Origin of the sequence: Halomonas huangheensis (assembly GCF_001431725.1) — a bacterium.
GTDB classification, from domain to species: Bacteria; Pseudomonadota; Gammaproteobacteria; order Pseudomonadales; family Halomonadaceae; genus Halomonas; species Halomonas huangheensis.
In genome coordinates this window covers 3,183,688-3,203,348 of the sequence record NZ_CP013106.1, presented here as the reverse complement: position 1 = coordinate 3,203,348, position 19,661 = coordinate 3,183,688, and the positions used below count along the sequence as shown (strand labels likewise).

Here is a 19,661-nt window from a genome sequence, read left to right as displayed (position 1 = left end):
CCCTGACGCCTGTTGAATAGAGCCCTGACGCCTGTTGAATAGAGCCCTGACGCCTGTCGAATAGAGCCTTGAAGCCTGCCGACTAACGAGACGCTTGTATGCTGACGTTCATTTCCCGGTGCCTGGCATTGCTGCTGGGTGCCCTGATTCTCTACAGCGCAGCATTTGGCTCCTTCGAGAGCCTGGTGCAGCGCAGTCTGTTTCTGAGCCTGGTGATTCTGCTTGGCCTGACGCTTTATCCGCTGGGGCAGGGTAGGGCCTGGCGTCCGCTGGGATTGTTGGTTGATGCGCTATTGGCGGTGGGTACGGTGATTGCCTGTGGCTATGTCGCGACTCACCATCAGCAGATTCTTACTGAACTTCCCTGGGCGACCACGCGTGATCTGTGGCTATGCGCGCTACTGGTGGCGACCATTCTGGAGTTGTCGCGCCGGGCCATTGGGCTGATCTTTCCGCTGTTGGTGTTGGTAGGACTGGGATATGCGTGGCTGGGGAGCTGGATTCCGGGTCCACTCGGCCACCGTGGCTTCGATATCTACTACATCACTGAGACCCTTTATCTGGGCGACCTGGGCATCTGGGGCATGTTGGTCGGGGTCGCAGCGACGACCATTGCTGCCTTCGTGATGTTCGGTGGCATTCTGCTGCATACCGGTGGTGGAAACACCTTCATGGATATTGCCTTGCGTATCAGCGGACGCTCGCCGGGCGGAGCAGCCAAGGTTGCGACTGTGGCATCAGGGTTGTTCGGTATGGTCAGCGGTAGCGCCGTGGCCAATGTTGCTACCACCGGCAATTTCACCATTCCGATGATGAAGCGGCTCGGTTATCCCGCACCTTTTGCGGCGGGCGTCGAAGCGGTTGCATCGACAGGTGGGCAGGTGGCTCCACCAATTCTCGGCGCAGCAGCCTTCATCATGGCTGAGATTCTCGGTGAGAGTTATGTGCGCATCGCGCTTGCGGCACTGATTCCAGCGGCGCTGTTCTACCTTGGTGTGTTTCTGACCATTCATCTGGTTGCTCGTCGACGGGGACTACGCGTAGTTCCAGAAGAAGAGTTGCCGCGTTGGCCGGAGATTCTCAGAGCTTCGCGGTTGGTACCGATCGTCGCGGCACTGGGTGGGCTCTTCGCTGGGGTGTTGAGCGGTAAGTCGATCCAGACGGCGGCGTTCTATGGCATTGCTCTGACGGCAGTCACTTATGTGCTGTTCGGGTTGCGTGCCGGGACTTCACTACGTCAGTTGATCGTGACACTGCTGGAAGGTGTTCAGGATGCCGGGCGGGGCATGGTGATCATTGGCGTGCTGTTGGCCGGGGCTCAGATTCTGGTAGCGATGATTGGCATGACCGGAATCGGCGTGACGCTGACCAGCCTGATCGTCGATGTTGGGCAATCGACGATGATGGTCGCGCTGATCGTTGCTGCGGTCTGCCTGATTCTCGGCATGGGGATTCCAACTACGGCCGCCTATGTGCTGGTGGCGTCGGTGCTGGCGCCGGCCTTGACCGGTATCGGCGTTGATCCGTTGATTGCCCACCTGTTCGTATTCTACTTCGCCACCCTGTCGGTGATCACGCCACCAGTCTGTGTCGCTGTCTTTGTGGCATCGGGCATCGCCGCGACCACCTGGATGACCTCGGCATTCGAGGCGGTTCGACTCGCGGCAGCGATCTATGTGATTCCTTTTCTGCTGCTGATCTATCCGGCTCTGGCAGGTTTCGGTGACAGTATCGATATCCTGTTGGCGTTGTGTCAGGGCGTGGTGTTTGTGACTGCTTTCTCAGCCTTGATGGCGCGAAGCACGTTTACGGGACGTGGCTGGTTGGACCTCGCGGTGCTGGTCGCGATCATTGTGCTGGCGTTGACTCCGGGTTGGCTGACGACGTTGGCAGCGTTACTGACCACCATCCTGATCTTCATGATTCGGCGTCGCCATCTGGCGTTGTTGTCGGAGCATGACCCGGTCAGTACCACGGGCGAGCAGCGCTCTGAGGAGACACCATCATGAGTTTCCTGTTGGGAAGTGGCGCGGGGTTCTCGGGAGACCGAACCGACGCAGCGATTGCCGTTGTTGATGAGCTGGTCAGGCGTGGGCAGCCCAGCGCACTGGTATTCGAGACGCTCGGCGAACGTACCCTTGCTGCTGCTCATCGACGTATGCGCGAGGACCCGGAAGGCGGATACGAACCGTTGCTCGGGGAACTGCTCGAACCGGTGCTGGACAAGTGCATGGCCCAAGGTATCAGCATTCTCGGCAATTTCGGCGCCGCCGATCCACGTGGGGCCTGCCGGTGTATATCCACGCTGGCAACACGAATCGGGCGGCCAGAAGTCCACCTTGCCGAGGTGTTCGGCGATGATATTCGCCAACGGCTGCAGGAACTGGATCTTCTGCGCTGGGAGGCGGAAAGCGGAGAGCTGCCGGATGAGGAGCGGCTGGTATCCGCCAATGTCTATCTTGGCGCTGAACCGTTGGTGAAAGCGTTGCAGCTGGGAGCGGATGTGGTGGTTGCTGGTCGGGTCGCCGATCCGGCGCTGTTCCTTGCGCCGCTGATCGCGCATTTTGGTTGGGCGTGGGATGACTGGGATCGATTGGCTGCCGGGATGATGGCGGGCCATCTTGGTGAGTGTGGCTCGCAGGTCAGCGGCGGTTATTTTGCCGATCCTGGCTTCAAGGATGTGTCGGGTCTGGCGCATCTTGGCTATCCGATCATCGAGGTTGAGGCCGATGGCCGTTTATTGGTGACCAAGCCTGAAGGGTCCGGTGGCCTGGTCACCGAACGTACCGTCAAGGAACAGTTGCTCTATGAAGTGCACGATCCGGCCAATTACCTGACACCGGATGTGGTGGTCGATCTGAGCGAGGCGCAGGTACGGCAGATTGCTGCTGATCGTGTTGAAGTCAGCGGCATTCGTGGCAAGCCTGCTCCAGCACGGCTCAAGACCACTGTGTGCTATGACGCTGGCTGGCAGGGCGAGGCAGAAATCTCCTATGCCGGCCCCAATGCTCTGGCTCGCGCCAGGCTGGCGGCGCAGATACTGCGCGAGCGTTTGAGCTTTCGTACGCCGCAAGACCTGCGTTCGCGCTTTGACATCATCGGCCTGCTCAGTGTGTTCAATGATGATGATGGACGTATGACGCCCCGGGACGATGACGCCGTAGATGGTGATTACCGGCTTCGGCTGGCTGTTGAGCATGCTGAGCGGCGCTGGGTGGAACGTGCCACTCAGGAGTTGTTGGCACTCTACTGCGCGGGGCCAGCAGGCGGAGGCGGAGTGCGGCGTAACTTCCAGCGGCGTCTGTTGAGTGCCTCATGGCTGGTCAGACGGGAGGATATCGTCAGTGGTGCTCGGCGTTACTATGCTGATGAAAGAGCTGACAAAAGTGCCGATGAAGAGGTCGGGGCGGAGTGGCGTCGAGGAAGGGAGGTACTATGACCACGCAACAGCTGTTGGCTATCTCGCCGGTGGACCAGACGCTACGTCTGCACGATATCGCCCATGCACGAGCAGGTGACAAGGGCGACCGCCTCAACCTCGCGGTATTCGTCTACGACCCTCAGGATTATCCATGTTTGATGGAGACGGTGACAGAATCACGAGTTCTGGCACTGTTTGCCCACCGTGGCGCTTCCCGAGTCAGGCGCTATCCGATGCCGGGGTTATATGGCATGAACCTGGTCATCGACGACGTATTGCAGGGTGGCGTCAATGGTGCATTGAACCTTGATGGGCATGGCAAGACATTATCGTTCCTGCTGCTGTCGATGCCGCTGATGCCTGATGAATCTCGCGACAGATAAGTTCAACCGTGCGGGGTGATCAGTCGGTGGAGGCATTGTGCTGGGACTTCCACAGGATGATTCTGGCGTGATTTGCTGGTGTTGGCTGGGACGCTGATGTTGATCAGTGCACAATAGCGTTGAATCAGCATCCTCCTTGAGCCAGGGAACAATAACTTGAGTGACTCGATTTGCGGCCGTGTCCTGCGTCAGATGAGGTTGTCCGCGTTGCTTCTGTTGGTGACGCTTCTGACCGCCTGTACCAATTTGCCACCGCTTGAAGGGCGTAGCACGACCTATGCCATGCCGGAGCCCCTGACCCGAGATACCAGGTTGGGTAGGGTGATTTCCCCTGTTGTGCAGAAGCACTCGGGAGAAAGCGGGATATATGCGTTGCGTGACTCCCGAGATGCCTTTGCTGCCCGCTGGTTGCTCGCCGCGGCAGCGGAAAGCACGCTCGATATCCAGTACTACATCTGGAATGACGATGTTACCGGAACGATGCTCTACAAGGCGTTGCTCGATGCTGCGGATCGTCATGTTCGGGTGCGACTGCTGCTGGATGACATCAATACCGACGGGCGGGATGAGAAGATTGCTGCACTGGACGCGCATCCGTATATCGAAGTGCGACTGTTCAACCCATTCGTGGTGCGTTCACCGCGCTGGATCGGCTATATCACCGACTTCAGTCGCGCCAATCGCCGCATGCACAACAAGTCCTTTACGGTGGATAACCAGGCGACGGTTATCGGCGGGCGCAATATCGCTGACGAGTATTTTGGAGCCAGTGAGAATACCGCCTTCGCTGATCTTGATGTGCTGGCGGTGGGGCCGGTCGTTCAGGATGTATCGATGGATTTTGATCGTTATTGGTCGAGTGCTTCTTCCTATCCTGCTACCAGGGTGCTTGATTCGGTCGGTCCGGCAGGTCTGGAGCGTTTCCAGCATGAGGTCAATGCTGCTATGGAATCTCCGGTGACTCTTGAGTATCGCCAGGCGATCACCAATAGCCGCATCATGCATGCGCTTGAGGAAGGTCATCTCGAACTGGTGTGGGCGAATACAACCATGGTCAGTGATGACCCTGCCAAGGGCCTGGGCAGAGCGAAAGATAACGAGTTGCTGACTGATCATCTCGTGGAAGTGATTGGTCAGCCGCAGGAGTCCGTGCATCTGGTGTCACCCTACTTTGTGCCGGTGGAAAGAGGCACTCGTATGTTCACCGACATGGAACAACGCGGCGTGGAAGTGACCGTTCTCACCAACGCGCTGGAGGCAACGGACGTGGCAGCCGTGCACGCAGGCTACGCCAAGCGTCGTCGCGAGTTGCTCGAAGGTGGGGTACGTCTGTTTGAACTCAAACGAGCGCCGGGAGCTCCTGGCCGCAGCAAGGAGGCAGGCCCACTGGGTAGCTCTGGTGTCAGTCTGCATGCCAAGACTTTCGCGGTGGATAACGACAAGCTGTTTGTCGGCTCATTCAACTTCGACCCTCGTTCGGCTCAACTCAACACCGAGCTGGGATTCATCATCGAAAGCCCGGAACTGGCTGGAACTCTGACCGACGTTTTCAATACCGATGTCATTGCTAACGCCTATGAGGTCAAGCTCGATGATGATGGCGATATGTACTGGCTGGAGCGTACGGATCAAGGGGTTATACGCTACGATCAAGAGCCCAATTCTGGTCTGCTCCGTAGAGGCGTTGTGTCTTTTGTGTCGCTGTTGCCAGTGGAATGGATGCTGTAACACGCTGGCCCGGGATTGAACCGGCCGAGAGCGGCCGGTTCAGGAACGCTACGGAAGTTGAGGCGCTGAATCAGTTGCTGGCGTTGAAGGCTTCGAAGACCTGCTGCCCGGTGAGGTTGGTGGTCTCGTTGCCGAAGTGATACCAGCCAGGTTTTTCGTCAATGAAGATCTGGCTATCGAGAGTCCATGCCTCACCATGATCCACCAGCCCTACCGGTACCGCGTAGTGCTCTCCGCTCTTCAGTCGGTAGAAGAGATGAGTGCCACATTGGCTGCAGAAGGCGCGCTCTGCCCACTCAGAGGATGAAAAGTAGGTGATCTTCTCCTCGCCATCGACCTTGACCTGGCGGACCGACTCGAGTGCCAGCAATGGCCCTCCGCCCCAGGTACGACACATGTTGCAATGGCAGGCGCCAACATTCTGCTTTTCCAGCTCCACCTCGAGGTGAACGGCACTGCAGAGGCAGGCTCCCTTGAGGGTCATTGCATCTTCCATCGCTACTGTCTCCTGGTTATTGCGACGGATGTCGCGACAACTTCCAGCGTAGCTGGTTGGTTCAGGCTTGCAGCGTAGTTCCGGCCTACAGAGTAGCTCCGGCTTACAACTGCGACAGAATGGTCTCGGCGCTGGAGGCCTCGATCACGCCGCGCTGGGTATCAACGCCAAGGTATTCAACTACGCCATCGTTGATGATCATGGCGTAGCGCAGGCTGCGCACACCCATGCCGCCTGCGCTGGCATCCTTGTCCATACCGATGGCGCGGGTGAAGTCGGCATTACCATCGGCGAGCATGGTGATCGCTTCCGCGTTCTGGTCCTTCTGCCATGCACCCATGACAAAGGCATCGTTGACGGCAAGGCATGCTACGGCATCGACCTTGTCCAACAATTTGTCAGCATTGACCACGAAACCGGGCATATGAGTATTGGAACATCCGGGGGTAAAGGCACCGGGTACAGCGAATAATACGACCTTGCGACCGGCGAAGAACTTACCGGAAGCGATGGGTTGCGGGCCCTCCGCGCCGCTGATAAATAGCGTAACGTCGGGTAGGCGGTCGCCTTTGGCAATGGTCATCAGATTCTCCTGGTCGAGAGGATTGCAGACAGCTTCGATTCTCGAGCGGGAGAGGACAGGAATCAATCTTTCATTGATTTTCGTTGGCCGCAGTCTCAGCGAGGATAGCTGAGACTGCGGTAGCAATATCCATTTCCTGCATGGGCTCGCCCGGCATTCCACTGCAAGTGCTTTCGCTGAGCTCGCCACCGTTGCTGGTATCCGGCCCTATCATGGTTACGTGAATACCACTGCCTTCAAGTTCGTGACGCAGACTGTGTCCCATGCCGACAATTGCCCAGCGAGTGATGTTCAGCATCGAGCCGGGAACCAGCGAAGGTCCGGAGGAAAATCCGGCCAGTAGAATGTGACCGCGAGTCTTGCGCAAGGCGGGAAGAGTGGCCTGGATGGTGAGACCAATGCTGTACACATGGTTCATCAGCATGGAGCGCCAGGTTTCGGCGCCAGATGTGCCGAGGCCATCGGCACAGCTCTCGTTTACCGGACAGATAAACACCGCATCGATGCGCCCGAAATATTCCAGGGCCTGTTCGACCATGGAGTCCTGATCCTGGACGCTGGTGGTATCTATCCCCACGGCGACGACATTTTCCGGGCCCAGCTCCTGGCTAATGGCGTCCAGAGCATCTTGGGAATGCGCCGCGAGTACCAGCTGGTAGCCTTCACGAGCAGCTGCACGAGCCGTTGCCATGCCTGACTCACTGGCGGCTCCTGTGATCAGCAATACTTTATCTTGCATCGTATTGTTCCATCCTGTCCGACTGCCATTTCACCCTGTCCGACTCTAGTCCGCGAGTCTCGAAAGCCGTTCAGGCTCTACTTCAGGATGCTCATTTCAGGATTTCACTGCAATGTCTTGAACTGCAATATCTTGAACTGCAATGTCTTGAAAAGGTAAAGACGATACAGGTTGAAGAATCAGCGAGCCCGGCACCTGGCCGGGCTCGATAGGGCTGATGTCACTCGGTGGGTCTCAGCGTAGTGACAGCGCGGAACTGCCGTCGTCTCCTGCTGCCTTGCGGTAGGCCAGCGCCTGCTCTTCCTCTACTTCGGAAGAGAAACGCACCAATAACGCAAAGAGCGAAGCCACTACCACGGCGATGCCCAGATAGAATAGCGCTTCCTGCCAGGCCAGAGCCTCGGAGCGGAACAGAAAGCCCGCAGCGACAGCGCCGGCATTGCCGCCAGCACCGACGATCCCCGCGACTGCGCCGAGTGCACGTGGGTTGATGAATGGTACGACACCAAAGGTGGCTCCCTCGGCCATCTGAACGAAGAGGCTGAAGACCAGCATGATGCCAATGGCCAGCGCCAGGACATGCATCTGAGAGAAGAACATCAACGCCACGCCTTCACACAGCAGCGCGATGAACAGCCAGCGTACGCGCCCCTTGAGACCACCATTGCGCGCGAACAGATCAGAGAAGACCCCTCCCATGGTGCGCGCGAAAATATTCATCAAGCCGAAAAGACCAGCGATCAGGCCCGCAGTGGCAAGACTCAGGTCGAAGTTATCGAAGAAATAGATGGCGGCGATGTTGTTGATGGTCAGTTCCACGCCGAAGCAGGCGGCATAGACCACAAAGAGTGCCCATACCCGTATATCACGGGCGGCTGCCCCGAACGTACTGGCCATGCTGTTGTTGCCGCTGTTGGACTCCATTTCACCGCGTGCACGCAGCTCACGGAAGTTGCCGTCCGGCGCATCCTGGGTGAAGAGGTAGTAGCAGATACCAGTGATGAACAGCACGATGCCCGGCACCACCATGGCCAGTCGCCACCCTAATGTCTCGCTGACTCCCAGCATCAGCAGGCCGGAGAAGATCAGTGGCATCAAGATCTGTGTTGTACCGCCTCCGAGATTGCCCCAACCCGCGGACGTGGCGTTGGCGGTGCCGACTATATTGGGCGCAAACATGATCGACGTGTGGTATTGGGTGATGACGAAGGAGGCGCCAATGGCACCGATGGCGAGGCGGGCGAGGAAGAACGATTCGAAGCTGTCGGCGAAGCCGATACTCATCACCGGAATCGAACCGAGGCAGAGTAGCCAGGTGTAGGCGAGGCGCGGCCCGATGCGGTCGCAAAGTACACCGATGGCCAGGCGCACGATCACGGTAATGGCAACCGAGGCAATGATGGTATTGCCGATCTGCGTGCGGGTCAGTCCCAGGTCATCACGAACCACGGCCATCAACGGTGCAATACCGAACCAGCCGAAGAAACAGAGATGGAAGGCGAGCCATGAGAAGTGAAAGGCACGCATCTGGGGAGTATTGAAGGTAAACAGGCGAATCCTGTTGGCCTTGTTGCGAATCTGCATAGGGAGGCCCTCAACGAGTGAATGACGAACTCACGAACTTTTCTGGCCTTCGCCGTTGAAGGTCGGGTTCGACGCACTCGTGCCCTGGGGCCTGGTCCACGTCGACTCTCGGGGAAGCAGACTCAGGCTTCCTCCGTAGCACTGAATAAAGCCATGCACAAAAGATGCCAGATACGAATGATCAAATAAATTCAGATAGATAAGAAAAATATGTTGGTGCGCAAGGGGGTTGGGTGGTGCCTGTGCGCTGCATCAAAGTGCATAACAATCTGTGTCGATGCTCGCTTATGGTGCCATTGATCACCGACAGCGTGGCTGGAAACCTGGGGTGGGGCTGGTGGGAAGAGGAAACAGGGAAGAGGGGCCAGGTCGACTTCGTCTCTCTGGCCCAGTGTCCTTTGATCAGTTTTTCATTGCCAACTGATGTGCGGAAGTCGGGCAGCGCAAGAAAGCGGAAGTGCGTAACCAATCCTGGTCGGGATAATAGGTAAACAGGTATTGCTCATCCTTTATGCTGTTGATCAGTGGAATGGCAACTTCCGAGCGTACGGCAGGGCAGCCGTGACTGCGCCCTATACGTCCAGTCTGTTCAATAAATGCCTCGCTGACATAGTCTGCGCCATGAATCACGATGGCCCGGTTAAAGGCATTGTCATTGATGCCTGGTTCGAGACCCTTGAGTCGCAGCGAATAGCCATTGCTGCCATCATAGCTGTTGAGAGTACGAAATAATCCGATGCTGGATTGGTGACTTTCGGGAATATTGGAGAAAGATGTGGCGACTTCGTCGCCGGAGCCGGCACCATGAGAAACCAGCTCACGGAACAGCAGCCGCTGTTGTTGGAGGTCGAACACCCACATGCGCGGTTGCGTCGAAGGTAGCGAGTAGTCGATAACAGCCAGCCGTCTGGCACCGGGGTCGGCGCAGTTGATTGCCCGAGCGGCAAGCGTCAGGACGCCGGGGTTGGCCTGGGGAGCCAGTTGAGTCAATACTCGCCCGAGGGGGGGCTGTGAAAGTTGCGCAGGAGTCAGTGCCTGACTCATGAAATTCTGCGCGGATGTGGGGGCCGCAAGAATTGCCGTTAGCGACAATAATGAAAGAGAGCGAAGACACAGGGATGCAAGGGAAAAAGGAGTATTGCATGACATCTCTTGGGCTTCCTGTCGGTGACGTCGTAATACGGGCCTGAGACGATTGTAGTTTCGGGTTCGAATCCGCCAGGCTGGAATAGATTCAGGATTGAGCTACAGGGCTTTATAACGTTTTATCCTGCGATTCCATTATGACAATAAGACGCAGAATAGCCAGTTTTACAGATTACGTGCAGGGGAGGAGGTAGACATGTCAGGGATTGCATTGTTGACCAGGCTATTGCGAACTGCAGTGCCGATATTATTGATTTCCGTGTTGCCGCTTTCGGCACAAGCAGTTACCTCTGAGCCGGGTAGTGAGACCTCTGTAGATGCCACTGCAGAGCATAGTGCTGGTGCTGAAGACAGTGTCGAGGATAGTTTCGAGAATAGTGTTGAGAATAGTGTCGAGGACAGTCTTGTTGGCCTGAATGCTGAAAATGGTTCAGTAGATGACGCTTCTCTGGATAATCTGCAACGCTTCTACACATTGCGTGGACAACGTCCTGTATGGACCGACATGCAGCGTGTCGAGGCCCTGGCAACGGCGTTGAAGGGGCTTGCCAGTGATGGACTGGTACCGTCCGACTATCATCCCGATCGTCTACTCGCAGAAGGACGTCGGGCACTTGGCGAGGGCCAGGGGAGCGCGGCTCAGCAAGCCTTCGAAAGCGAGGCCACCGGCATACTGTTGACGGCCATGGCACACCTCCAACGGGGTAAGGTTGACCCGCATCGCATCGATGAAGGCTGGGAAGTGGCCATTGCTCCGCCATCCTTTGATCTGGTCAGCATGTCTCGTGAACTGGATGAAGGAGATGTCGAAGCCGTGGTTGAACAGACGCGGCCTTCGTTCCAGCCCTATCGCCAGTTGCGCACCGCGCTGGCTCAGTATCAGAACATCGATAGACAGGGTGGTTGGCCGGTATTGGCAGCGCGTGATGAGCCATTGCGTCCCGGCGATACCGGTGCTGATGTAGCGACCTTGCGTCGGCGCCTTGGGTTGATCGGAGAGGCGGACATTGTGGCGGCCGATGCGAGCTATTATCCGCAATTGTCGCTGGAGGCGCCGGACGCTGATGTCTATGACCCGTTACTGGCTGAGGCGGTGCGCCGCTTCCAGCGCCATCACTTACTTGCCGATGATGGCGTGGTCGGGCCGGATACCCGCCTTGCATTGAATGTACCTGTGTCGCAGCGCATCGACCAGATACGCGCCAATATGGAGCGCGCGCGCTGGTTGCTCCACGGGCTACCGAAGTCCTTCGTACTGGTGGACATTGCCGGTTATCGGCTGACGTATTTTCGGCCCGATGGACAGACCTGGCGAACTCGCATCGTGGTCGGCCAACCTTATAGGCGCACACCAACTCTGCGCTCCGAGATCACTTATCTGACGCTCAACCCAACCTGGACGGTGCCGCCGACCATCTATCGTGAAGATATCCTGCCAAAGGTGCGTAACAACCCGGATTACCTCGCCAGTCGTGGCCTTTATCCGCTGTCGCCTTCCGGGACGCGTCTGGATCCGCATGCTGTTGACTGGTCCAACCCCGGCGGTGTGATGCTGCGCCAGGGCGCAGGTGCCAGTAACCCGCTGGGCCGTCTGGTTATTCGCTTCCCCAATGACCATCTGGTGTATCTGCACGATACCCCTTCACGGCATCTATTCAATCGTGCCCAGCGGGCTCTGAGCTCTGGCTGTATTCGTGTGGAAGGAGTCACGCAGTTGGCCCAGATGCTGTTTGACGATTCCGGCACATCTGCCAATGTCAGCAGCCTGTTGTCTGATGGACAGACACGCAATGTCTCGCTGGAACGTCGTATCCCGATAGTGCTCAACTATTGGACGGTCCAGCCGGAGAGCGATGGTAGTCTGGCATTCCGCCCCGACATCTACCATCGCGATGCCGATGTGGTTGCCGCGCTCGATCGTCCCCTGATCCTTTGACCGCCGCTTATGGATATGCCCCGCGCTGGAGCGTGGGGCTTCGGTAGCTGATGGCTTCATCTGACGCTCTCATTGATCCGCAGGCAGAGCCGGGCTGAGCGGAGAGTATCCCTTGTTCCAACGACTGGAACTCACAGGCCTGCTGGCTGGACGTATCTCAATGGCTGGAAGTATTTCAATGGCTGGAAGTACTTCAATGGCTGGAAGTACTTCAATGGCTGGAAGTATTTCAATGACTGAAAGTATTTCAATGACTAAAGGAATAGCCCCATGAATAGGGCACCTCGGAAAAGCACAGCAATCGGCATTTTCGATACGCGGGCACTCCATTGCGGGGTTCGGAGTTGTGCGGCGGGGTTTTTCGCACTCTGGGCAGGAGTGGTATCGGCAGCTGGTTGTACTGGCACCAATCTGATCGAGAGTTGGCCGAGTGACAAGCGAGCGCAGCTCGAGGCCGAGGTAGCCGAAGTCCCTTATCACGAGGGCTTTCTGTGGCGTGCCACAAGGAATGAGGCACAGATCACATTAGTCGGCACCATGCACCTTCCTGATCCTCGTCACCAGCCAACGCTTGATGCGGTGTCTGATGCGCTGAACAGTGCCGCGGCGCTGTATGTCGAAATCGGGCCCGAGGAAAAAACTCGGTTAATGGAGGCCATGACGGATGGCTCGCTGCTGCTGATTGATGAAGGGGATGCGACGCTACCCGAACGTCTTGCCGAGGACGAATGGGAGGCCGTGTCGAGTGCCATGGCCGAGCATGGTTTTCCCACCGAGTCGACAGCGGTACTGCGCCCCTGGTTTGTGATGCTGATGCTGGGGCTGCCGCCTTGCATGCTGAACGCGTCTGCTGGATCCGACGGAGAACTGGAGGGACTTGATTCGCAGCTGATCAGCAAGGCTGAGGCGGTCGATTTGCCCATCCATTCGCTGGAGCCATGGGATACCCTGTTCACATTGTTTTCCACTCTGACGCCTGAGCAGGAAGAGGACATGATTCGCGCTTCGATCGCTGGAGGTGCCTATACCGATGATTATGCTGTCACTCTGACGGACGCCTATTTCGCAGGTGATATCTGGCAACTCTGGGAATTCGCACGTATGGAAGCTTATAGCTCTGAGAATTCCAGCACCGACGAGGTGGATGCACAGTTCGCTTTGGCTCAGGACGTACTGATGGATCAGCGCAACCAGCAGTGGCTGGAACCGTTGATCGCCGGGGCGGAGGGCGCGGCGAAAAAGGACAAGGGCATTGTTGCTGCCTTCGGCTCCCTGCATCTTCCGGGCGAGAAGGGAGTGCTGCGCCTATTGGAGCAGGAAGGTTGGACGATTGAGCGCTGGAAATAGTGGATGCCGGCTCCCCTGGGGCCGGCATCCTGCGTAGAACAGTTACTGTGCGGTGCTGGTGGCTCGCATCCGGAAACTTACCGCGAACAACACCAGTACCACGATGGCGAAGACCGCAGGGAACTGCCATACGCCGGTCCAGTCATGACCGTTGGCAGTGGTGTAATGATCGGTGATCATGCCGGCGATCCAGAAGCCGATCAGCATGCCTACTCCATAGGTTGCCAGGGTGATCATGCCTTGAGCGGAACTCTTGAAGCGTTCCCCGGCACGGGCGTCGGTATAGATCTGTCCGGAGACAAAGAAGAAGTCATAGCACACACCATGCAGCGCGATACCCACCAGCAACAGCGCCACCCCAGAGTCGGCATCACCGATGGCGAACAGCGCGTAACGCAGCGCCCAGGCCAGCATACCGACCATCAGTGTGATCTTGATGCCGAAGCGATGAATGAACAGCGGCAGCAGCAACATGAACAGCACTTCGGAGATCTGTCCAAGCGTCATCTTGCCGGTGGGGTTGGCGACACCGATTTCGGCGAGGAAGGGATTGGCATTCTGATAGTAGAACGCCAACGGGATGCAGATCAGGATTGAGGCAATGAAGAAGATCGCGTAATTGCGGTCCTTGAGTAGTGCCAGTGCATCCAGGCCCAGCCACTCACGCCAACCGGATCCGCTACTGGTGGCGCGGGGCGGGGTGGCTGGCAGAGTAAAGCTGTAGAAGCCAAGCAGCAGCGACGCCAGTCCGCACATCAGGAAGGTGTTGCGCAGGGCGCCGTCGGCAATCGCCTCGCCACTGTCCCATGCAAACAGGTAGCTGATCGCGAGCCCTGCGACGATCCAGCCGATGGTACCCCACACGCGAATACGAGCGAATTCCTGTGATGGGTCATCCATCTGTCGGAAGGACACTGAGTTGACCAGTGCCAGGGTCGGCATATACAGGATCATGTACGCCAACACCAATGGATAGAAGGCGCTGAAGGACTCCGCCTGATACAGGCCGAACATCAGCGCTGCGCCGACCAGATGCAGAACGCCGAGAATGCGCTCGGCTCTGAAGAAGCGATCAGCGATCAAGCCGATAATGAAGGGCGCAATGATTGCGCCCCAGGACTGGGTAGAAAACGCCATGCCTATCTGGCCACCGCTGGCACTCAGGTTCTGAGCCAGGAATGTGCCCAGGGTGACGAACCATCCTCCCCAGATGAAAAACTCGAGAAACATCATCAAGCCGAGCCGGGCGCGTATCATTGTTGGGTGCCTCCTGATGGGTTGATGCTCTTGTCATTGGAATGTTGGCAGTGGTTGTCAGCGCTTCAGGCCGAGAATACGGCGATTGCGCTCGGGACTGGCAGCGACAGCGACAAAGTCGTCGAAGCTGTGGCTGGCACGTTGAATAAGGTGATGCTCGATAAAGGGCGCGCCTTCGGCGGCTCCCTGAGCCGAGTCCTTGAGGCAGCATTCCCACTCGAGTACCGCCCAGCCATCGAAGCCATACTGGGTGAGCTTCGAGAAGATCGCGCTGAAGTCGACCTGGCCGTCACCGAGTGAACGGAAGCGTCCCGGGCGGTCCTGCCAATCCTGGTAGCCGCCATAGACACCGCTGCGGGCGGAATACTGATACTCGGCATCCTTGACGTGGAACATCCGGATCCGTTCGTGATAGCGGTCGATAAAGCCGAGATAATCGAGCTGCTGCAGAATGAAGTGACTCGGATCATAGAGCAGGTTGGCGCGCGGATGGTGATCCACTGCCTCGAGAAAGCGCTCGAAGCTGACGCCATCGTGGAGGTCTTCGCCGGCATGTACCTCGAAGCACAGGTCAACGCCCTGTTCATCGAAGGTATCGAGAATCGGTCGCCAGCGCCTGGCCAACTCCTGAAACCCCTCTTCGATCAGTCCTGCTGGGCGCTGTGGCCAGGGGTAGAAGTATGGCCACATCAGCGCCCCGGAGAAGGTCGCGTGAACATCGAGTCCGAGGCGCCTGCTGGCGCGTGCGGCAAGCTTCAGCTGTTCCACGGCCCAGGCTTGACGCTTCTCGGGATTGCCGCGCAGTTCGGGCGGTGCGAAATCGTCGAACAGCTCATCGAAGGCCGGATGGACCGCGACAAGTTGCCCTTGTAGGTGCGTGGAGAGTTCGCTGATGGTGACACCGGCCTGTTCGTAGCGAGCTTTCAACTCATCGCAGTATTCCTGACTGTCCGCTGCACGTTCGAGATCAATGAATCGCGAGTCCAGGGTTGGCAGTTGAACTGCACGATATCCCTGAGAGGCTGCCCACTGCGCGATGCTTTCGAGGTCGTTGAATGGGGCTTCGTCGCTGATGAACTGAGCGAGGAAGATAGCGGGTCCCTTGATCTGACTGGTGTTGGCAGAAGTCGTCACTGTGCTGGCTCCCTATCGACGAAAGTGGTCCATTTGCTGTCACTGGCATGGCTGTTGAGCACGGTCTCGATAAAGGCCATGCCGCGTAGCCCATCCGCAAGGTCAGGCACACCGACTGCGGATCCGGGTTTCCCCTCACGGATGGCACGTGCCATATCGCGGTAGAGGTTGGCCATGGCCTCGATGTAGCCCTCCGGGTGTCCGCCGGGAATACGCAGACGCTCCAGAGCGACGTCATCGAGACCGGGTTGATCGATCCCCGCACGCAGGGTTTGCGGAGGACTGTTGAGCAGCGTCAGATGCAGCCGATTGGGGTCGCGCTGTAACCACTCCAGCGCCCCCTGTTCGCCGTACAGGCGAACTTTCAGACCGTTTTCCTCTCCGGTGCAGACCTGGCTTGCGATGAGGGTGCCACTGGCGCCTTCGGTGGTCTGGAACAGGATGTCGCCATCGTCATCGAGTTGACGTCCAGGCGCGTGGATCGACAGCGATGCACAGAGCCGTTCGATGCGATGACCGGAGACAAATTCGGCGAGCCCGAAGGCATGTGTACCGATGTCACCCATGGCGCCGCTGCTGCCGGATGTTGACGGATCGGTACGCCAGGCAGCCTGGCGGTTACCATCAGCTTCCAACTGGGTTCCTAGCCACCCCTGGGGATACTCGACATGGATCTTGCGCAAGGCACCGAGGCGTCCCTGGCGAACCAGTTCACGTGCCTGCCACACCAGCGGGTACCCCAGGTAGGTGTGGGCGAGACCAAAGATTCGACCACTGTTGGAAAGTGCCTGTTGCAGGTCAGATGCCTCATCGAGGTCGCGAGCCAGTGGTTTCTCGCAGAACACATGAAAGCCGGCTTCGAGGGCGGCCAGGCTGACAGGTACGTGGAGATGGTTAGGGGTTACTACCGCGACCATTTCCATGCGCTGCTCGGCGGGCAGGGCGGCTTCGGCTTCCAGCATCTGCTGCCAACTGGCATAGACACGACCGCTGTCGATGCCGCACCGTACGCCGCTGCGCGCGTTATTGTCGGCATCGCGACTGAAGCTACCGCAGACCAACTCGAACTCGCCGTCCAGGGCTGCTGCCATGCGGTGTACCTGGCCGATGAACGCGCCTTCACCGCCGCCTACCATGCCGTACCGGATACGATGAAAGGAAGATTGACTCATGAGGCCTCCGGGAATTGAGGGGTTCGCCGACCAGAGAGGCCTCCAGGCAGTGAATCTGGCCGATAAATGATGTATTCATTCATGGGACCTCCAGCAGCGAAACGTAGGTGATAGCCATCAATGTAACCGGTTACATCGAGCGATGCCAAGATGATGAACCGGATACTGATGACCAGCAATGCGACCTAGGTCCTGGCAAGCTGGAGCAGTCGGCCGCCGTTCAAGGGATTGTAGTATGGCTCAAGTCATCGTAGGTACGGCGTAGCTCGGAGCACCAGGATCGTCCGGAGATCAGGCTATGCAATTCAATGCATTGAAAACTGTCGCAAAGTCTGCCTTGAATTAGACTATAGGTTGTGGGGGAAGGGCCTACTCACGTTTTTGAGGACAAGAGCCAGCGAATATGACCAATATACGCGAGGTGGCGGAGATGGCCGGCGTGTCAGTAGCGACTGTCTCCCGGGCGCTGAAGTCGCCAGACATTGTGTCACCCGAGACTCGGAAGCGTGTTCTGGCCGCTGTCGAGCGTAGTGGCTATCGGCCCAATCTGACTGCGGTTCAGTTTCGCTCGCAGCGTACCCGCAATCTCGTGGTACTGGTGCCGACAGTTGCCAATACCTTCTTCTCGCGGGTGATCAGCGGTATACAGGAAGCCGCCAGTCGTCGGGGCTATTCCGTGCTGTTGTGCAACACGTTGGCCAATGAGCAGGCCGAGCGTGACTACGCGACCATGGTCAGCAATCGGCAGGCGGATGGCATCATCCAGTTGAGAGCCTTTTATCCATTTGATGACCATCAGGGCATTGACCCATTACCGATGGTCAATGCCTGTGAGGTGTTGGATGACGCTCCTTGTCCGCGTGTACATCTGGACAACCGCACGGCTGCCCGAGTAATGACCGAGCACCTGATTCAGTTGGGACATCGGCGTATCGGAATGATCAAGGGACCGCGTCTGAGTCCGCTTACGCGTGATCGACTGCGTGGTTATCAGGAAGCTCTGGAGGATGCGGGTATCCCACCGGATGGGGACCTGCTGTGTCCTGGCGATTTCTCGCTGGCGTCAGGTTATCGTGCCGCGGCATCGTTGCTCGAGCAGCGATGCCGACCCACTGCGATCTTCTGCGAGAATGACGAAATGGCGATCGGCGCCATCAAACGAGTCAAGGAAGCAGGGCTGCGAATTCCCGAGGATATCTCGGTGGCAGGCTTCGATGACATTCCCTTCGCGCGGTACACCGATCCACCGATCACCACCATCGCTCAGCCGGCGGAAGACTTTGGCCATGAAGCTGTGGCGTTGCTGGTGGATATCATCGAGGGCCACGAAATCAAACGTGACACCCGTCGTGTGATGCCTTTCGAACTGGTGGTCAGAAGCAGTACTGGTCCCGCTCCGAAACAGGAGTGATGTCCTGTGGCTCAGCGCTCACTGACCGCCAGCCTGGCTCCCAGCATGACGAAGACTCCGGCAATACTGCGTCGCATCCATGTCTGTACCGACGGTCGCCCGATCACATGGCGACGCAGCCAGGCCGCACCAGCTCCGTAGCCGATGAAAATCACCCAGGTCACCAGCATGAACACGCCGCCCAGCGTCAGCATATCGAACATGGCAGCCACCCCGTTGGTGACGACAAACTGTGGCAGAAAGGCGAGGAAGAACAGCGATAGTTTGGGGTTCAGTACGTTGATCAAAGTACCGGTGGTGGCAATGCGCAGCAGGGAAGCACGGGGTTCCGAAGAGGCTTCTACGCTCAGCGTGCCGCTGTCACGAAGGGTGCGCCAGGCCATGTACAACAGGTAGAGCACACCAAGCACCTTGATGACCTGGAAGGCCAGCGCGCTGGTATGCAGCACAGCAGCCAGGCCGGTGATGCTGGCAATCAGCGAGGGAATGATTCCCAGGGTGCAGCCAGTGGCGGCGGCGACACTGGCGCGAGCGCCATGGGCCAGCCCGATGGAGAGTGTGTACAGCACACCACCGCCGGGTGCGAGCACTACCACAAGAGTTGTCAGAAGGTATTCGAGTGACATTGGCCATGTTCCTGTTGGCGGAAGCTTCAACAGGCATAGCACAGCAAGGTGGTATTCTGCGAGGAGACGACGACATATATGCCGGGCTAACGGCAGGCATCAAGATTGGTGAGGGTCAGTGAAGCATCACCGGCGGTCGCAAGACCGCCGGTATAGAGCCAGATCGATCAGTTCTGGTCGACGCGTTGCTTGGCGGCACTGAAGCCCATCAGTGACACATTCAGGTTCGTACGCTGACCGTTCGGGTCAATCATGCTGACCGTCGCGGTGCTACCACCTTGCAACTGAGTGAGCAGTTCCGGGCGAATCGGCAGGTCTGCACGGCAGCCTTGAGGTACACAGACCTGATAGGGCATGCCAATCGGCTCATTGCTGCCTATCTGGAGTTGCAGGCCAGGGGCCAGACGAACGCCCAATGGAGTCAGGAAGGTGATGGCAGCACTGCCCAACTGCGGGGGATTGCCGACGACCACGCGCAGCACTGGTTCACCACTGGAACCATCGACCAGTTGGGTCATGGTGCAGGCCCCATCTGCAGCGTTGGCCGGACAGTTGACCTCCCAATCCTGGAAAGTCTCAGTATTCATCGCCGGGCCGGAATCCTGAGCGAACGCCGCAGGCGATAGGGCCATCACGCCCAACAGGCCAGCAATACGCAGGCGTGACGCTAGTTGATCAAACATGAAGCGAGTTCTCCT

General features: G+C 57.9%; 18 protein-coding genes. 8 read left to right on the top strand and 10 right to left on the bottom strand.

Features of this window, described 5'->3' with window-relative positions; genetic code table 11:
* The first annotated feature begins 98 nt into the window (after positions 1–98).
* The 4 genes from AR456_RS14010 (at position 99) to AR456_RS13995 (ending at position 5,532) form a co-directional block, all read left to right on the top strand.
* Positions 99–2,009 carry a TRAP transporter permease gene (locus AR456_RS14010; RefSeq protein ID WP_021818740.1) on the top strand — a complete coding sequence of 637 codons (1,911 nt, stop codon included), beginning with the start codon at positions 99–101 and terminating at the stop codon, positions 2,007–2,009.
* Complete coding sequence (locus AR456_RS14005; protein WP_021818741.1) at positions 2,006–3,439, top strand: acyclic terpene utilization AtuA family protein; 1,434 nt, start codon at positions 2,006–2,008, stop codon at positions 3,437–3,439. The genes AR456_RS14010 and AR456_RS14005 overlap by 4 nt, the downstream gene beginning before the upstream one ends.
* A complete protein-coding gene (locus AR456_RS14000; protein ID WP_021818742.1) occupies positions 3,436–3,804 on the top strand; it encodes an AtuA-related protein in 369 nt (122 codons plus the stop codon). The genes AR456_RS14005 and AR456_RS14000 overlap by 4 nt, the downstream gene beginning before the upstream one ends.
* A gap of 156 nt (positions 3,805–3,960) precedes the next feature.
* The gene (locus tag AR456_RS13995; protein WP_021818744.1) at positions 3,961–5,532 is read left to right on the top strand and encodes a phospholipase D family protein; all 1,572 of its coding nucleotides are present in this window, start codon (positions 3,961–3,963) and stop codon (positions 5,530–5,532) included.
* Positions 5,533–5,602: 70 nt separating this feature from the next.
* Here AR456_RS13995 and AR456_RS13990 read toward each other — a convergent pair whose 3' ends face one another.
* The 5 genes from AR456_RS13990 to AR456_RS13970 all read right to left on the bottom strand — a co-directional run bounded on the left by AR456_RS13990 (position 5,603) and on the right by AR456_RS13970 (position 9,978).
* A complete protein-coding gene (locus AR456_RS13990; RefSeq protein ID WP_021818745.1) occupies positions 5,603–6,028 on the bottom strand; it encodes a GFA family protein in 426 nt (141 codons plus the stop codon).
* 103 nt (positions 6,029–6,131) lie between these two features.
* Complete coding sequence (locus tag AR456_RS13985; protein WP_021818746.1) at positions 6,132–6,611, bottom strand: peroxiredoxin; 480 nt, start codon at positions 6,609–6,611, stop codon at positions 6,132–6,134.
* Between the two features lie 70 nt (positions 6,612–6,681).
* Positions 6,682–7,350 carry an SDR family oxidoreductase gene (locus AR456_RS13980; protein ID WP_021818747.1) on the bottom strand — a complete coding sequence of 223 codons (669 nt, stop codon included), beginning with the start codon at positions 7,348–7,350 and terminating at the stop codon, positions 6,682–6,684.
* 234 nt (positions 7,351–7,584) lie between these two features.
* Entirely contained in the window at positions 7,585–8,934 is a 1,350-nt protein-coding gene (locus tag AR456_RS13975; RefSeq protein ID WP_021818748.1) for an MFS transporter, read from the bottom strand.
* Positions 8,935–9,336: 402 nt separating this feature from the next.
* The gene (locus AR456_RS13970; protein WP_021818749.1) at positions 9,337–9,978 is read right to left on the bottom strand and encodes a murein L,D-transpeptidase catalytic domain family protein; all 642 of its coding nucleotides are present in this window, start codon (positions 9,976–9,978) and stop codon (positions 9,337–9,339) included.
* A 298-nt stretch (positions 9,979–10,276) separates the two neighbouring features.
* Between AR456_RS13970 and AR456_RS13965 the strand changes: the two genes are divergently transcribed.
* The 3 genes from AR456_RS13965 (at position 10,277) to AR456_RS13960 (ending at position 13,363) form a co-directional block, all read left to right on the top strand.
* On the top strand, positions 10,277–12,016 hold the full coding sequence (locus tag AR456_RS13965; RefSeq protein ID WP_021818751.1) for a L,D-transpeptidase family protein: 1,740 nt from the start codon (positions 10,277–10,279) through the stop codon (positions 12,014–12,016).
* 112 nt (positions 12,017–12,128) lie between these two features.
* On the top strand, positions 12,129–12,290 hold the full coding sequence (locus AR456_RS21325) for a hypothetical protein (protein ID WP_155829245.1): 162 nt from the start codon (positions 12,129–12,131) through the stop codon (positions 12,288–12,290).
* Entirely contained in the window at positions 12,287–13,363 is a 1,077-nt protein-coding gene (locus AR456_RS13960) for a TraB/GumN family protein (protein WP_081694642.1), read from the top strand. Before AR456_RS21325 ends, AR456_RS13960 begins: the two co-directional genes overlap by 4 nt.
* 42 nt (positions 13,364–13,405) lie before the next feature.
* Here AR456_RS13960 and AR456_RS13955 read toward each other — a convergent pair whose 3' ends face one another.
* The 3 genes from AR456_RS13955 to AR456_RS13945 are packed head-to-tail and all read right to left on the bottom strand — an operon-like array spanning position 13,406 to position 16,926.
* Positions 13,406–14,620, bottom strand: coding sequence for a nucleoside permease (locus AR456_RS13955; RefSeq protein ID WP_021818753.1), 1,215 nt, complete (start codon positions 14,618–14,620; stop codon positions 13,406–13,408).
* A 57-nt stretch (positions 14,621–14,677) separates the two neighbouring features.
* Complete coding sequence (locus AR456_RS13950; protein WP_021818754.1) at positions 14,678–15,754, bottom strand: sugar phosphate isomerase/epimerase family protein; 1,077 nt, start codon at positions 15,752–15,754, stop codon at positions 14,678–14,680.
* The gene (locus AR456_RS13945; RefSeq protein ID WP_021818755.1) at positions 15,751–16,926 is read right to left on the bottom strand and encodes a Gfo/Idh/MocA family protein; all 1,176 of its coding nucleotides are present in this window, start codon (positions 16,924–16,926) and stop codon (positions 15,751–15,753) included. Before AR456_RS13945 ends, AR456_RS13950 begins: the two co-directional genes overlap by 4 nt.
* A gap of 403 nt (positions 16,927–17,329) precedes the next feature.
* On the opposite strand from AR456_RS13945, the gene AR456_RS13935 reads away from it, so the two are divergent.
* Complete coding sequence (locus tag AR456_RS13935; protein WP_021818757.1) at positions 17,330–18,337, top strand: LacI family DNA-binding transcriptional regulator; 1,008 nt, start codon at positions 17,330–17,332, stop codon at positions 18,335–18,337.
* 11 nt (positions 18,338–18,348) lie between these two features.
* On the opposite strand, the gene AR456_RS13930 is transcribed toward AR456_RS13935, so the two are convergent.
* A complete protein-coding gene (locus tag AR456_RS13930; RefSeq protein ID WP_021818758.1) occupies positions 18,349–18,963 on the bottom strand; it encodes a LysE family translocator in 615 nt (204 codons plus the stop codon).
* A gap of 167 nt (positions 18,964–19,130) precedes the next feature.
* On the bottom strand, positions 19,131–19,646 hold the full coding sequence (locus AR456_RS13925) for an invasion associated locus B family protein (RefSeq protein ID WP_021818760.1): 516 nt from the start codon (positions 19,644–19,646) through the stop codon (positions 19,131–19,133).
* Positions 19,647–19,661: the final 15 nt, after the last annotated feature.

Excerpts from the sequence above, each read along its gene's own strand:
- AR456_RS14010 (WP_021818740.1), top strand. The coding sequence starts at position 99 with ATGCTGACGTTCATTTCCCGGTGCCTGGCATTGCTGCTGGGTGCCCTG.
- AR456_RS14005 (WP_021818741.1), top strand. The coding sequence starts at position 2,006 with ATGAGTTTCCTGTTGGGAAGTGGCGCGGGGTTCTCGGGAGACCGAACC.
- AR456_RS14000 (WP_021818742.1), top strand. The coding sequence starts at position 3,436 with ATGACCACGCAACAGCTGTTGGCTATCTCGCCGGTGGACCAGACGCTA.
- AR456_RS13990 (WP_021818745.1), bottom strand. The coding sequence starts at position 6,028 with ATGGAAGATGCAATGACCCTCAAGGGAGCCTGCCTCTGCAGTGCCGTT.
- AR456_RS13985 (WP_021818746.1), bottom strand. The coding sequence starts at position 6,611 with ATGACCATTGCCAAAGGCGACCGCCTACCCGACGTTACGCTATTTATC.
- AR456_RS13980 (WP_021818747.1), bottom strand. The coding sequence starts at position 7,350 with ATGCAAGATAAAGTATTGCTGATCACAGGAGCCGCCAGTGAGTCAGGC.
- AR456_RS13975 (WP_021818748.1), bottom strand. The coding sequence starts at position 8,934 with ATGCAGATTCGCAACAAGGCCAACAGGATTCGCCTGTTTACCTTCAAT.
- AR456_RS13970 (WP_021818749.1), bottom strand. The coding sequence starts at position 9,978 with ATGAGTCAGGCACTGACTCCTGCGCAACTTTCACAGCCCCCCCTCGGG.
- AR456_RS13965 (WP_021818751.1), top strand. The coding sequence starts at position 10,277 with ATGTCAGGGATTGCATTGTTGACCAGGCTATTGCGAACTGCAGTGCCG.
- AR456_RS13960 (WP_081694642.1), top strand. The coding sequence starts at position 12,287 with ATGAATAGGGCACCTCGGAAAAGCACAGCAATCGGCATTTTCGATACG.
- AR456_RS13955 (WP_021818753.1), bottom strand. The coding sequence starts at position 14,620 with ATGATACGCGCCCGGCTCGGCTTGATGATGTTTCTCGAGTTTTTCATC.
- AR456_RS13945 (WP_021818755.1), bottom strand. The coding sequence starts at position 16,926 with ATGAGTCAATCTTCCTTTCATCGTATCCGGTACGGCATGGTAGGCGGC.
- AR456_RS13935 (WP_021818757.1), top strand. The coding sequence starts at position 17,330 with ATGACCAATATACGCGAGGTGGCGGAGATGGCCGGCGTGTCAGTAGCG.
- AR456_RS13930 (WP_021818758.1), bottom strand. The coding sequence starts at position 18,963 with ATGTCACTCGAATACCTTCTGACAACTCTTGTGGTAGTGCTCGCACCC.
- AR456_RS13925 (WP_021818760.1), bottom strand. The coding sequence starts at position 19,646 with ATGTTTGATCAACTAGCGTCACGCCTGCGTATTGCTGGCCTGTTGGGC.